Origin of the sequence: Pseudovibrio sp. Ad13, assembly GCF_001623225.1 — a bacterium.
Lineage (GTDB): Bacteria > Pseudomonadota > Alphaproteobacteria > Rhizobiales > Stappiaceae > Pseudovibrio.
Genome location: NZ_LMCC01000005.1, coordinates 463235 through 477044, shown reverse-complemented (window position 1 = coordinate 477044; position 13810 = coordinate 463235). Strand labels below are relative to the sequence as shown.

Here is a 13810-nt window from a genome sequence, read left to right as displayed (position 1 = left end):
TTTAATAAGTCTAGCCTTTTCACCCCGATCTTCGCAAGAGCAGCGATCTCACACCGAAGGATCTGGGTGGTTCAAAACCATATGTCGAACCATAAAAACGCGAGAAATGGCCGAAAGTGTGCAGATCGCAGCAAAAGTCCACGCAACCCATGAGAAGTAAGTGGGGAACAAGCAAAATGCGACGAAGACACCAATGGTTTCAAAGCCTTCAGCGAGCCCTCCCAGATAATAGAAGGACTTCTTGCCTCGCAATGAGGTTTGCATGCCCAACTTCTGTGCCAGCGTTGCAAATGCAAGGAATGTGGAACCGTTAATGTAAAAGCTGAAAAGTAGGGCAGCTGCGGCCAAAGCGTTCTGCTCAGGCGCAACGAAGGCAAAGGCCAGTGGGATTGCACCGTAGAAGATGAAGTCGAATGTGATGTCGTAAAACCCCCCGAGATGTGTGGACCCCGCCGCTCTGGCGATGGCACCATCCAACCCGTCTGCAAAGCGATTGAGCAGGATAAACAGCAGAGCTGTGTTAAATTGCCCAGCGGCCACTGCCGCCCCCGCAGCAAGGCTAAACCCAAGCCCGACCAAGGTCACTGCATTTGCAGTAATCCCCAGATCTGCCAGCGCTTTTCCCATTCTATTGAGAGGTGGGTCTATATAGCCGCGGAGTTTTGCATCAAACATATCGTATCCTATCAGATATGCTTTTCGTCTTAGGGCTTTTTTTCCAAGGTGCCTATAACAGCCCGCTCGCAATCCACACGCGCGGTGATCAAGATTACTTCATCAGAACTTGATCATGATCTTCAGCGTAAGTAGTTCTGCCGACGGATAATTTTATTCGCGGTTTTTCCGCAATTTTTCCAGCTCAACCATCAGATCAAGTTTCAGGTCTTTTAGTTCACTCAAGACAACCTTGGTCTCTTCATGCACGTTGATACGATCTTGCTCAATATCCTTATCGTGCTCCTGCTGCATTGCTGCAACGATTATACCGATAAACAAGTTCAGGACGGTGAAAGCGGTGCACAATATGAAGGGAATGAAGAACAGCCATGCATTGGGAAAGACCTCCATAACTGGCCGAACGATCCCCATACTCCAGCTTTCCAGTGTCATGATCTGGAACAACGAGTAGGCAGATGCTCCAATTGAGCCGAACCATTCGGGAAACACCAAGCCATACAAGCGCGTGGCCATTACGGAGAAGACATAAAAGACAAGAGCCATGAGCAGGACGATTGAGCCCATGCCCGGAAGTGCGAGGATCAACCCACCAATGACACTTCGCAGAGACGGGACAACCGAAATAAGCCTCAAAATCCTCAGGATCCTGAGTGATCGCAGAATGGTTGCCGGGCCGGTTGCCGGAATGACTGCAATCGTGATGATGAAGAAATCGAAGAGGTTCCATGGCCCCTTAAAGAAACCCGGACCAAACGCGATGATACGCAGTGTCAGTTCAACAACAAAAATTACAAGGATCAACTCATCAAGAAAGCGTAGTATGGGGCCGTACTTGGCAATAAGCATCTGGCTTGTATCCAAGCCAAGGACAACAGCGTTCAACGCGATTATACTTATGATTGTGAATTCCCATTGGCGGCTTTCAATGATGGATCGCAACTTCGCCCGCATTTCGACACTTGACCTCACATTTCGAATTTGGGCCCACCCTAAGTAATTATCTGATGGTTTCAAGTTGAAAGGGGCCAGCAAAATATTGACTGGTATAGATGAAGAAATCGCCAAGAACTTCAGGTAGTAAAGTCAAAACAACACTACCAAAATTAACTTATAGTTTTCATAGGCTTGATCATTTCCACAAGAGCTAACAAAAAATTGCATAAATTTTGTAGAAATCGCGGGTCTCGCTCAACATCAGAGCCGAAATCTCCTGAATGTATGACCTGAAGAATTAAGAGGCTGAGATTAACACCTGTCAAACGCATCCGGCTTGAAGCCTGCAATTGCAGCTTCCCCCTCTCCTCACGCCGGTTTGGTACATGGATGATGTTGCTTCTGGCACTCTCTGCAACTCATAAAACTCTGTATGCCTATTGGCAGATACAACCTAGGCTATTTTGAGAAGCGGCAGAGACGCCTTCTGAAGGACTGCGCACCAAGTGCTGGTGTTGGTGCACTGAGGTTGCCTCCATGCTGCACAAAGACTGTCGTCCACGATCTGATAGTGCTCTCTAGGTCAACTCTGCTGTTTTCTTTTGAGGGGCCTTACGATTGCGTCTCAGTTTCGCAACATCTTGCCGCAAAGTCCTGAGCTCTTTCATGATCGCATTTGCTTCCATTCGCACATAATGGTGATGCTCTTCCACATCCCTCTCATGCTCTTCCTCCATTGCTGCAACAATGACGCCGATGAACAAGTTCAGGACTGTTAGTGCGGTGGTCAGAATGAACGGTATGAAGAACAACCAGGCATTCGGATAGACATCCATGACTGGACGGACGATTGCATCACTCCACCCTTCCAGCGTCATAATCTGGAACAGAGAATAAGCGGAAGCGCCGATCGTTCCAAACCATTCAGGGAAGGTCTCGCCATAGAGCTGTGTCGCCATGACAGAGAACACATAGTAGACCAGAGAGAGAAGTAACATGATTGAGCCCATCCCTGGCAATGCCAAGACCAGCCCTCCGATCACGCGCCTCAGCGATGGGACGACCGAGATGAGCCGCAGAACACGAAGGATTCTCAGTGACCGCAGTATGGCTGCCGGGCCAGTGGCCGGAATAAGCGCAATGCTTACGATAAAGAAGTCGAAGAGATTCCAGGCTCCTCGGAAAAAGCGGAAGCCATATGCAAACACGCGAAGAGAAATCTCAATCACGTATATGCCGACTACGATATCGTCCAATGTGCGGAGTATTGGGCCGTAATGTTGTTGAACAGTCTGGCTGGTTTCAACCCCTAAAGTTATCGCATTTAGGGCGATGATAGATATGATCGTGTATTCCCAAGCCTTACTTTCAATGATCGCACGAAGTTTTTTTCGCATCGTCCACATGTCCAGACATTACGTTAGGGAATGACGATTTAAACTCTGAAACCAGTTGTTTTTATGTTTCTTCAATAACGAACTGAGAAAAACATCAGGAAAGAGAACAGTTCATTATGCTTGGGTCTAAAAATATACTTCACTCTTAGACGACTCTAAAATTCCACCAGGACTTTTCTGTTTCTGACCTCCGAGTTTGAGAAACAATATGAAACGCCGATTGGCGGAAGATAACTGCAACGATGGTGACCTGAGAGCGAGTATCAAATGATAAAAACGACCAAGGATGACATAACCCGGTTTGTAATTGCGCAGGACCCGGGTTTCTCAGAAGTGGTGCAGGAGCTCTCGCAAGGCCGGAAGACCTCACATTGGATCTGGTTTATCTTTCCTCAGTTACGTGAACTGGGCCGTTCCTCAACCGCGCATTTCTTTGGCATTGCAAATCTTGAAGAAGCTCAGCGATATCTTGCCTATCCTCTGCTGGCCGCACGATTACGTGGCTGCTGCGGATTACTTCTCAAGCATACCGATCTCACTTCCAAGCAAATCCTTGGCGAAATAGACAGCTTGAAGGTGCGCAGCTGTGCAACCCTTTTTGCATATGTTGCTGATGATCCAACAGTGTTTCATCAGTTACTCGATCAGCTCTATAACGGGCACCCGTGCAGTCTCACGATAGACGCTCTCGGGTTGCCTTGGAACGCCTAGTTTCTCTGCAGTCCTATCACTATTGGGCGTTCTTTCGTTCTCCCCGATGACGCACAATGCCATGCTCTGTTTTTCGCCAGTAATGCGGTTTTATGGCAAATTCAATAAGCGCTTTGTAAGAGGCAATGCAGCCAAGAACCCAATAGAATGGAATGCTTGCAATCTCCCAGGTGCGTGCCCGAAAGCCACGCTTTGCACTACCTTGCAGGACCGTGACAACAGTGCCACCGAGACCAAAGAGAAAACAAAACATGGCATAGATGCTGAAGGCATCAAATGCCTGCAGTCCGGTACTGTAAATGTTCAAAGTAAGCTTTCCAAACATCCAAACTGTCCATGGTGCAGCCCATAGACACAGCATGCCGCCAAAGAATGTTAGGAGCAGCAAGGCAAAGTTTTTCAGGCCGAGCTGCTTGTAAGCCAACCTTGGATTGCGCAGATGAACAGCCAGCGTTTGTATCCACCCTTTATGCCAACGCGTGCGTTGATGGAGCCATGCTTTGAGCGTAAGCGGTGCTTCCTCAAAAGTGGAGCTGTTTAGGGTGCGTGTCTTAAATCCTTGCCGCGCAAATCTGACTGCCAGATCTGCATCTTCTGTCACGTTAAATGGATCCCACCCGCCAACTTTCCGCAATGCGCTGACTCGGAAGTGGTTGGATGTCCCTCCCAGAGGCAGCAGAAGGTTTTTGCGAGACAGAAATGGCAGGAAGACATCGAAGAGTGCCGCATATTCAAAAGCAAACTGGCGGACCAGCCAGCTTTCTTCTGCATGGTCGATGGATAATGCGGCTTGTAAGCAAGCGACATCATGGCCCTCAAGAGCGAACTGGCAGATAGCTTTTTTCAATTGCTGTGGCTCGGGCCTGTCCTCAGCGTCAAAAACCGTTACGAACTCACCTTTTGTCGCGGCAAGACCAACGGACAGTGCACGGGGTTTGGTCTGAGGTTTTCCGGGAGGCAGGATGATCATCCGCATTGATTTCTTTAGCAGTTTGCGGAGATTTTTCTGTGTCAGCTCATCATCCTGCTCGACTAGAAAGATCACATCGAGCGCGTCTTTCGGGTAATCCAACGCATCCAACTCATCGACCAGCTGGCGACAGATTGCCGACTCCATGTAAAGAGGGACAAGGACTGTGTAGTGCGGCCATTTATCCAGCTTTGGGACCGTAAACTCTTGTCGATCAGAGTAGGTGAAAAAGGATGCAAGGCGAAGCAACCCTGTGACACCGAGTGACAAGGTCAGCAGGATAAAAAGGCCCCATAAAAATGCATCAAACGCGAAGCCAGCTGCACCCAGAAAGATGATTGGGGAGACTGTCAGTAGCTTTCGTTGTGAAGGCAAAAAGCGATACACTGCCGACATTGAAACATCGTCTTGTGCCAAGGCATTGGCACTGGCCGTCGTTACAGTCAACGCCTTTTGGTACTGCGGTGTCACGACCACAATCTTGCTCGTGGCTTCATCGAAATATCCAAGAGCCCGCTCAAAAGCCTCTAGCTGGTGACCAAGTGGGGCTGCCGCGAAAACGACCTTTTGGTTGAGGTCTAGTGCCGGGACAAACAATATTCCTTCAGTCTCAAACGGCTTTAACTTTTCATCGATTGGAGCAATGGCTGACAGGCTGCCATCAGATGCATAGCGAATGTTCATTTTGCCGGAAATTCCCCAGTAGAACACTGAGGCATCCAGAAACCCTTGTTCAATCAGGTAATTGCTGATGCACTTGTCTTCCACCGAGATCCTCGATTTTGCGAAGTCTATCAAGGCATCAGAGCAATTGCATTGTAGCAGCACTTCCCGTTCCAGCGCGTTCTTCAGACGCACAAATTCAGGAACATATCGGCCTTCAAGTGAACGCTTGGAGACATTTTTTATGAGAGGTCCAGCCCTTTCCCGAGGAGAAGGATCATCAATGGACTGCTCCAGGGGGGTAATCGCTGTCATACGGCTTCGCAGCGCTTGTCCCGCTTCAACGGAACGTGCGCTTTCAATGCGACCAATCGATAGAGCTAAAGAGCGCAAAGTGTTCGCCTGACGCACAGAAAATGGCAGCCCGTTAGCTGCTGATATCTCGCGATATTCCTGATCTCTCCCTGTTAATCTAGGAGGCTCATCTTCGGTGACAGGTCTTCCACTTACGCAGACATTCACTTAGTATCTCCTTGAGAATTTCCCGTTAGGCTTACGCTCTGTCGCAAACTGGATTGGATAGCTTTTGCGTTTCCCCATATTCTTCATATTGCTGATTTTATGTAGTGCCCAGCCGCTCATTTTCGCGGCGTCAAATGCTATGGCACAGAATGCAAATGGCTCGGATAGCTGGGAGGTTTCCCAGAGCTCTCCATTGTTGGGAGGGGGAAACAGTGGCTCGGAAATTGGAGTAAAGTCTCGATCAGACCCGTCATCGGTAGTTATCCCTTTGTTTTCTGGCGGGCAGTCCGGTCTTGCGACAACCGGCAAGGCGCCGGAGCGGATCCGTTTCATTGCTGCAGATAACTTTCCACCCTTCATTTTTCGAGATAGTGAAGAGCGTTTGATGGGTTACAACGTGGATCTTGCCCGCGAGATCTGTCAGAGTCTCAAGGCTGCCTGTAGTCTTAAGATCATTCCGTTTAACCACTTGGCCAATACTGTGTTTAATGGAGAAGCCGACGCTGTCATTGCTGGAGTGAGTATGACACCGGAAACCCTAGAAAAACTGTCATTCTCTCAGATCTACATGCGATTTCCAGGGCGCTTTGTCGTGGGCAGGAGCAGTACACTGGAACCTCTGCCAGAAACACTGGGTGGAAAACGCATCGCTGTGGTTGAAGGGTCGCGTCATGAAGCATTTCTGGAACGTTTTTTTACAGACGCAGTTGCAGTTCCATTTGAAAATGAAGAGCTCGTCCGCAATGCTTTGTCAACGTCAAAGGTAGATGCCCTGTTTGGTGATGGGATGAGATTGTCATTCTGGTTGGATACACGTACCGCCGACGGATGCTGCAAGTTTGCAGGAGGGCCGTGGCTGGACCCGAGCTACTTCAGCGGCGGATTGGCGATTGCAACAAAGGCAGGCAATGCCAAGATGTTGAATGCGATCAATCTTGGTCTTACCCGCCTTCAATCCAACGGTCGTCTCGGGGAACTCTATCTCAGATATTTCCCCCGCGGTTTCTTCTGATCATCCTTGTTTCGGCGTGCCATCTTTATTGACACGGCTGGAAAGCCAGCCTTGCACATGCGCTAAGGCTTTGAAGGGCAACAGTAATGACCAGCCTAACTGGCGTGGTTCTGTGCCCTGAAATTCACTCAGACCGAAGGTGATGTTTTCCTGACCGCCTTTGGGATCATTCACATAAGTGGAGAACAACCTGTCCCACCAAGGGAAGTTGAAGCCGTAATTGCTGTCCGTTTCAATCGGACGGGTAGAGTGGTGGATGCGGTGCATGTCTGGTGTCACGATCATCCAGCGCAAGATGTGGTCTGCTTTGTCAGAGAGCTTGATGTTGGCGTGGTTGAACATGGCGGCTGCGTTGAGGACAACTTCAAAAATCACTACGGAGAGAACAGGTGCACCAAGGAGTGCGACGACAATCACTTTCCAGAGCATGGAGACCGCGATTTCCAGCGGATGGAAGCGCAACGCTGTTGTGACATCGAAGCGTGGATCGGTGTGATGGACTTTATGCAGATGCCAGAGGAACGGGACTTTGTGACTGGCTACGTGCATGGCCCAGACCGCAAAATCGAGCGCAAAAAACGCGATTACGCCCGCTATAACAGGGTCGATTGCCAGCCAGTGCGCGAGACCAAACCCTTCCACCTGCGCCCAGTAAGCCGTTGATACTGCGGCAAAAGGCAAGGTGAACCGTAGCATCAGAGTGTTGATTATCGACAGGAGAAGGTTGGTTGACCATCGCCTTGGCCGCTCCTGGCTCTCTGAACGTCTTGGGATGAAGATTTCCAAGAATGCGAACACTAAGAATGCGCCCGCAAATATTCCCAGGCGAATGACGCCTTCTTCCATGATGAATTCCGTTCGATTAGCGCGTATTTCCTGCGCATTTATATTAGTTAATTTGAATATGGTGCTTATTGAAGACGGGGACAAGTAAATTTCCTGTCACTTTTGTCGTGAAAGAGGCGCTAAAATAGCTTCATGACTGAGATTTTATGGACACGTCCTGAAGGTGAGTGCCTTGGCACTCTTGTGTTGGCTCATGGTGCGGGTGCGCCGATGGATGCCAATTTTATGAACCGGTTTGCGGAAGCCGCGGCTGCGAATGGCATTGCTGTTGCGCGGTTTGAATTTGCTTACATGGCGAGGCGCCGGGAGACAGGCAAGAAGGCTCCTCCTCCACGGGCGGACAAACTCATTGGCGAATTTCAGAGCGCTGTGCAGGATATTCTTGAGCAAACTCAAGGCCCTGTCCTGATTGGTGGCAAGTCCATGGGTGGGCGCGTTGCTGCAATGCTGGCGGGTGGAGAGAGCCTGCCGAAGCGTATTGCTGGTGTTGTCTGTCTTGGGTATCCGTTCCATACAGAAGCGAAGAAAGAGCTGGCGGACTGGCGGCTTGAGCCATTGCAGAAATCCACTCGCCCTATCTTGATTACACAGGGTGACCGGGATCAGATGGGACATCAGGCTGAGGTGGAAGCTGTTGATTTACCTGAGTTTGTTCGGCTTTTCTGGTTGGAGGATGGAAACCACGACCTTGCCCCGCGCGGTGCTTCTCCCGCGACCTGGAAAGGCAATATTGAACAATCTGCCAGAGAGACCGCAGAGTTCTTTAAGTCGCTGATTTCCTGATAGTATTTTGCCCTGTGCCTTGTTGTGCGGGGCTTTTTTTTATTCGATTCATTGCGGAGTGGTTGAAGTGAGTGATGCTGTTTGGACGGCTCGTCAAAGCGGTTGGGTTCCCAAGTCGGATGATGCGCGGACACCCTATGATGTGGATTATGCCCGCATCGTTCATTCTCATGCCTTTCGCCGCCTGCAGGGGAAAACCCAGATTCTCAATCTGGGTGATAGCGACTTTTATCGCACCCGTTTGACCCATACACTGGAAGTTGCGCAGATCGCGTCGGGCATCACGCGTCAGTTCCGAACGTTCTTCAAAGATCATCCGGCTTACGACTACATTCCAGAGGAAAGCCTCGTCAATACAATCAGCTACTGCCATGACATCGGGCACCCACCCTTTGGGCACGGGGGTGAAGTGGCGCTCAATTACTGCATGCGCGGTGCTGGCGGATATGAGGGAAACGGCCAGACCCTGCGCATTGTTTCAAAGCTGGAGAAGATGTCTGCCAGACACGGGGCTGATCTGACGCGGCGGGCATTACTGGGCATGATGAAGTATCCGGTGGCGTTCTCAAAGGTCCATAATCCTGAATTATCCCCGCGGCTTAACCCCAACACCTCGACTGTGAGCCTGATTGACCGGAAGCGCTCTGCTCCGCCCAAGTGTTTTATGGATGGGGAACAAGAGATCGTCGACTGGGTGCTGGAACCACTCTCTGAGCGGGACCGCTCGCTGTTCTGTAACTTTAAGCGTAACGACGGAAAACACGGAAAATCCCGTTTTAAATCATGGGATTGTTCCATCATGGATCTGGCAGATGACATTGCCTATGGGGTCCATGATTTTGAAGATGCGATTGCTTTGGGGCTGGTTCGGGAGGAACAGTTCCGGGAGGATATCTCAGCAGAGGTTTGCGTGGCATTCTTGGATGATCTGATTGAGAGCAATCCGGAGAAGTATTCCGGCAATGCTTATGAGCAGATGATTGCCGGGCTGTTTGGCAATGCTAACCGGCGAAAGCAGTTCATCGGAAAGCTGGTCCACTTCTTTATCGTGGCTGCTCAGATCAAGGAAAGCGAGGCCTTCAGTGAGCCGCTTTTGAAGTACAAGGCGGTTCTGCCAGATGGCCATGCGAAGGTGCTGGATGCACTCAAAGGCTTTGTGTTTGAACGGGTTATTCAGGCACCAAATGTACAGCATCTTGAGTTTAAAGGACAAACCATGGTGGTGGCTGTCTTTGAAACCTTGATGAGCGAGCCGAAGGCTTTCTTGCCGGAAGAGGTTTATGCTGACTTCGAACAAACTGAAGAAGGTTCACGGATCGTCTGTGATTACGTGGCGAGCATGACGGATATGATGCTTCTAAAAACCTATGATCGGTTGTTCAGCCCGCGCATGGGGTCGATCTTTGACCGCGTGTAGCTTTAATTCCTGTTTTCTATCAATAAGTTAAAGAAAAACGCTGCCAAAAAATCTCTGACAGCGTTTTTTAATGCGTTGGTTTGCGTTATTTACGTTTTTCAACCGTTGATCAGTCCTCGAACACCTTGTTCGCGTCCAGCTCATAATCCTTGGAGCAGAAGTCGCACTTGATGTGGACGGTTCCTTCCGCTTTCATCTCAGTTTTGTCTGCCTCAGAAAAGTTCTGCATCATGGCAGTGATCTTTTCTTCTGAACAGGTGCATTTATCTGCCATCACCTGCGGGGAGAAGACGGATGCACCACGTTCGTGGAACAAGCGGTACAGAAGACCTTCGACAGTCAAGCTTGGATCGATGAGCTCGTCATCTTTTACGGTCTCGACCAGCGAGCGCGCTTCAACCCAGGCGTCGTCCTCGTCAATCTCGTGAGCTTCGTGTCCTTCCGGTGCATCGCCCGGATGGATGTCGGCCTGTTTGAGGCGATCCAGAGACTGAGGCAGGAACTGAACCATGATACCGCCGGCAGCCCAGGAGTGATCAGCGCCACCCTCTTCTGCTTTGGTCAGCACTTCAGCCACACCGAGGCGGACGAATGTCGGGATCTGCTCTGACTTTTGGAAGTACTCATGGGCAGCTTCTTCCAAGGTCGTGCCATTCAGGACCACGATACCCTGGTAGCGACTGGTGTGCACGCCCTGATCAATGGTGAAGGCCAGATGTCCTTTGCCGAGCAGATGGTCTGGTTTGAAACCATCATTGGCCGCGATTTCAGCAGCTTTCTCTTCGCTGAACTGTGCCATTGCCCGCAGTCCGTCAGGCGCGTTGAAATCAACAACCAGCGTGGAGACTGCACCATCGGTCTGGGCTTGCAAGGTCAGGCGACCTTCGAACTTGAGGGTACTGCCAAGCATGGCTGTCAGGACGATTGCCTCTGACAGCAGCTTGTTGACTGGCGCAGGGTACTTGTGCCGCGCCAGCATAGAGTTCAGCACCGGCCCCATATTGATAACCCGACCGCGCACGTCCAATGCCTCAACAGCAAAAGGAACAACAGCGTCAACGCCAGCGGCGGTCGGTTGAGCAGGTGTATTTGTCATTTTATTATTTTTCCTTGCGCATATCTTTATCCGAAAACCGGAAAACCACTTTTCAGCGATATGCTCTATCCTTGTGCATATCTTTACCTGAAAACCGGTAGCCACTTTTCAGCGATATGCTTTATCCTTCAGGCAAAGCACCCATGCACCACGCCATAATGCCTTTTTGGGCGTGGAGTCGGTTTTCTGCCTCGTCGAATACCACAGAATGCGGGCCGTCGATCACCTCATTTGTCACTTCTTCCCCACGATGCGCAGGCAGGCAGTGCATAAACAAAGATGAATCGTTGGCTTCGCTCATCAAGCGTTCATTGACCTGATAAGGAGCCAGCAGGTTATGACGAGTTTGTGCTTCATCATCTCCCATGGACACCCAGCAATCGGTGATAACACAATCACTGTTTTTCACAGCAGCAAACGGGTCGTCTGTCACGACGAGTTCAGCACCGGATGTATAGGCCTTTTCGATCCATTCAAGAGGTACTGTCAGTTCATTTGGTGCGGCGACGTTAATTTTGAAGTCAAACTTTGCTGCCGCTTCGATCCAAGAGTAAAGAACGTTGTTGCTATCGCCCACCCAGGAAACGGTTTTACCCTTAATGCTTCCGCGGTGTTCTTCGAAGGTCATGATGTCGGCCATGATCTGACAAGGATGCGAGACCTTGGTCAGACCGTTGATGACGGGAACGGTTGCGTACTCTGCCAGTTCTCTCACGGCATCATGGTCCAGCATGCGGATCATGATCATGTCAACAAAGCGGGACAGCACGCGGGCGGTATCTGGAATAGACTCTCCGCGACCAAGCTGCATCTCTGCGCCTGTCAGCATCAGGGTTTCGCCGCCAAGTTCCCGCATGCCTACATCAAAGGAAATGCGGGTTCTGGTGGAAGGCTGCTCAAAGACCATGGCGAGCACTTTGCCTGCCAACGGCCCCTGCCCGCGATGAACGCCATTGCGGGCGGCTTTGATCTGATTGGAGACCTGCATAATCTGGCGAAGGTCATCACCGGAAAAATCGCTGATATCGAGAAAGTGCTGTGGTTTTGTCAGTGTGGTCATTTGGCAGTCTCGGCGGTTTTCAGCTCGGTTTCCACATCCGCAGCAGCGGCTTCAATTTTTTGGACGAGCATGTCAATTTCTTCAGCGGTAATGATCATTGGCGGCATAATACGGAGCACGTTGTCTCCGGCACTAACTGGCAGCAGGCCGTTGTTGCGCATGTGTGCCAGAACTTGCGTGTTCGGCACTTTGCACTTCAGGCCAAGCATCAGGCCTTCACCGCGCACCAGCTCAAACACATCACTGTGCTGATCAACAGCGCAGGCCAGCTTCTGTTTCAACTGCAAGCCTTTTTCCTGCACAGCTTCCAGAAAACCTGGTTCCAGAACCGTTTCCAGAACAGCATTCCCAACTGCCATCGCCAGCGGGTTGCCGCCGAAGGTGGTGCCGTGAACGCCAGGAACCATGCCGCTGGCTGCTTCATTGGTTGCGAGGAACGCCCCCATTGGGAAGCCGCCACCGATGCCTTTTGCAATCGCCATCAGATCCGGTGCAACGCCTGCCCATTCATGGGCAAAGAGTTTGCCGGTTCTGCCAACGCCTGTCTGGATCTCATCGTAGATCAGCAACAAGTCATTCTCATCACAGATCTGGCGCAGACCTTTCAGGAAGGCCGGGTCCATGGTGCGGATACCGCCTTCGCCCTGAATGGGCTCCAGCATGATGGCAGCTGTTTCTGACACAACAGCTTTTTTAACCGCCTCCAGATCTCCAGCGGGCACCTGATCAAAGCCTTCAGGGGCCGGACCAAAGCCTTCGAGGTACTTTTGCTGTCCGCCAGCGGCGAGCGCTGTCATGGTTCTGCCGTGGAACGCATTTTCAAAGGTGATGATGCGAGTTTTTTCCGGGTTGCCTTTGGCATAGTGGTAGCGCCGGGCTGCCTTCATGGCCCCTTCTGTTGCTTCGGTCCCGGAGTTGGTGAAGAACACAACATCGGCAAAGGTGTTGTCAGTCAGCAGCTTTGCAAGTTTTTCGCCCTCAGGAATGGTGTAGACGTTGGACACGTGCCACAGCTTTTCTGCCTGAGACTTGAGCGCTTCAACCAGTTTTGGATGCGCGTGCCCCAAAGAGGATACAGCAATGCCTGAGCCACAATCCATGTATCGTCGACCATCAGCCGCAATCAGCCAGACACCTTCCCCACGCTCGAACGCGAGGTCTGAGCGTGCATAAGTCTGCATTAGCGACGAAGTCGTCATTTCTTACTCCTCATGGATTGAGCTTTCTCGATATGCTCAAAAGTCCTGGTTGCTACAAAAACAAAAAAACGCCGTGTGGCGTTTTGAAACTAAGAGAAGCGACATATAAACCGCGTTCCCTCAGGGCAGTCAATAACACGTATTGCCAGCAATACCTTACTCCCGTTCAGGAATTGGCTGCCAGCCTTGTGTCTCTCCCTCTGGTGCAGCTTAAACAGGCTACTACCGGAAGAAGCATGCATTGTGGCATTTTTAGAGGATAGAGTAGAGATTAAATCCCATGCTCTATGACCAGTTTTTTTCCACGGTTCTTAAGGTTTATTCAATACACCTCTAGCGTGTACTACGGCATATGAGAGAGGAGTGCGCTTAGTTCTTGTGTTATGCAATTTGTAGTTTACTAGTGTTTTTTACTAGTTGTTTTTCAGTGGTAAATATATGTATTAAATATCAACGGGGTAACGCTATCAGCTCTTACTTTGTGTTGGAAAGAATGCGGTGGAACTTGGTTTAACAAACAGCT

General features: G+C 50.4%; 12 protein-coding genes. 4 read left to right on the top strand and 8 right to left on the bottom strand.

What is annotated here, in order from left to right; all coding sequences use genetic code 11:
* Positions 1 to 48 precede the first annotated feature (48 nt).
* The 3 genes from PsAD13_RS08980 to PsAD13_RS08970 form a co-directional block, all read right to left on the bottom strand.
* Positions 49 to 675, bottom strand: coding sequence for a CDP-alcohol phosphatidyltransferase family protein (locus PsAD13_RS08980; RefSeq protein WP_063317914.1), 627 nt, complete (start codon positions 673 to 675; stop codon positions 49 to 51).
* Positions 676 to 828: 153 nt separating this feature from the next.
* A complete protein-coding gene (locus tag PsAD13_RS08975; RefSeq protein WP_063287308.1) occupies positions 829 to 1629 on the bottom strand; it encodes an ion transporter in 801 nt (266 codons plus the stop codon).
* 560 nt (positions 1630 to 2189) lie between these two features.
* Positions 2190 to 3008: an ion transporter gene (locus tag PsAD13_RS08970; RefSeq protein ID WP_063287447.1), complete on the bottom strand. Its 819-nt coding sequence runs from the start codon at positions 3006 to 3008 to the stop codon at positions 2190 to 2192.
* Positions 3009 to 3275: 267 nt separating this feature from the next.
* Between PsAD13_RS08970 and PsAD13_RS08965 the strand changes: the two genes are divergently transcribed.
* Positions 3276 to 3719: a DUF1810 domain-containing protein gene (locus PsAD13_RS08965; RefSeq protein WP_063317913.1), complete on the top strand. Its 444-nt coding sequence runs from the start codon at positions 3276 to 3278 to the stop codon at positions 3717 to 3719.
* 19 nt (positions 3720 to 3738) lie between these two features.
* On the opposite strand, the gene PsAD13_RS08960 is transcribed toward PsAD13_RS08965, so the two are convergent.
* The gene (locus PsAD13_RS08960) at positions 3739 to 5874 is read right to left on the bottom strand and encodes a glycosyltransferase (RefSeq protein ID WP_208986501.1); all 2136 of its coding nucleotides are present in this window, start codon (positions 5872 to 5874) and stop codon (positions 3739 to 3741) included.
* A gap of 139 nt (positions 5875 to 6013) precedes the next feature.
* Between PsAD13_RS08960 and PsAD13_RS08955 the strand changes: the two genes are divergently transcribed.
* Positions 6014 to 6886 carry a transporter substrate-binding domain-containing protein gene (locus PsAD13_RS08955; RefSeq protein ID WP_063317911.1) on the top strand — a complete coding sequence of 291 codons (873 nt, stop codon included), beginning with the start codon at positions 6014 to 6016 and terminating at the stop codon, positions 6884 to 6886.
* Here the strand turns inward: PsAD13_RS08955 and PsAD13_RS08950 are convergent, their stop codons facing one another.
* On the bottom strand, positions 6887 to 7732 hold the full coding sequence (locus tag PsAD13_RS08950; protein ID WP_063317910.1) for a sterol desaturase family protein: 846 nt from the start codon (positions 7730 to 7732) through the stop codon (positions 6887 to 6889).
* Between the two features lie 132 nt (positions 7733 to 7864).
* Between PsAD13_RS08950 and PsAD13_RS08945 the strand changes: the two genes are divergently transcribed.
* Together PsAD13_RS08945 and PsAD13_RS08940 are read left to right on the top strand one after the other, a co-directional pair.
* Positions 7865 to 8515, top strand: coding sequence for an alpha/beta family hydrolase (locus PsAD13_RS08945; protein WP_063317909.1), 651 nt, complete (start codon positions 7865 to 7867; stop codon positions 8513 to 8515).
* Positions 8516 to 8582: 67 nt separating this feature from the next.
* Positions 8583 to 9932, top strand: a complete 1350-nt coding sequence (locus tag PsAD13_RS08940; RefSeq protein WP_063317968.1) for an anti-phage deoxyguanosine triphosphatase — start codon at positions 8583 to 8585, stop codon at positions 9930 to 9932.
* Between the two features lie 109 nt (positions 9933 to 10041).
* Here PsAD13_RS08940 and PsAD13_RS08935 read toward each other — a convergent pair whose 3' ends face one another.
* The 3 genes from PsAD13_RS08935 to PsAD13_RS08925 all read right to left on the bottom strand — a co-directional run bounded on the left by PsAD13_RS08935 (position 10042) and on the right by PsAD13_RS08925 (position 13287).
* Entirely contained in the window at positions 10042 to 11028 is a 987-nt protein-coding gene (locus PsAD13_RS08935) for an Hsp33 family molecular chaperone (RefSeq protein WP_063317908.1), read from the bottom strand.
* Positions 11029 to 11149: 121 nt separating this feature from the next.
* Positions 11150 to 12088, bottom strand: coding sequence for an ornithine carbamoyltransferase (gene argF / locus PsAD13_RS08930; RefSeq protein WP_063317907.1), 939 nt, complete (start codon positions 12086 to 12088; stop codon positions 11150 to 11152).
* Positions 12085 to 13287 carry an aspartate aminotransferase family protein gene (locus PsAD13_RS08925; RefSeq protein ID WP_063317906.1) on the bottom strand — a complete coding sequence of 401 codons (1203 nt, stop codon included), beginning with the start codon at positions 13285 to 13287 and terminating at the stop codon, positions 12085 to 12087. The genes argF and PsAD13_RS08925 overlap by 4 nt, the downstream gene beginning before the upstream one ends.
* Positions 13288 to 13810 lie beyond the last annotated feature (523 nt).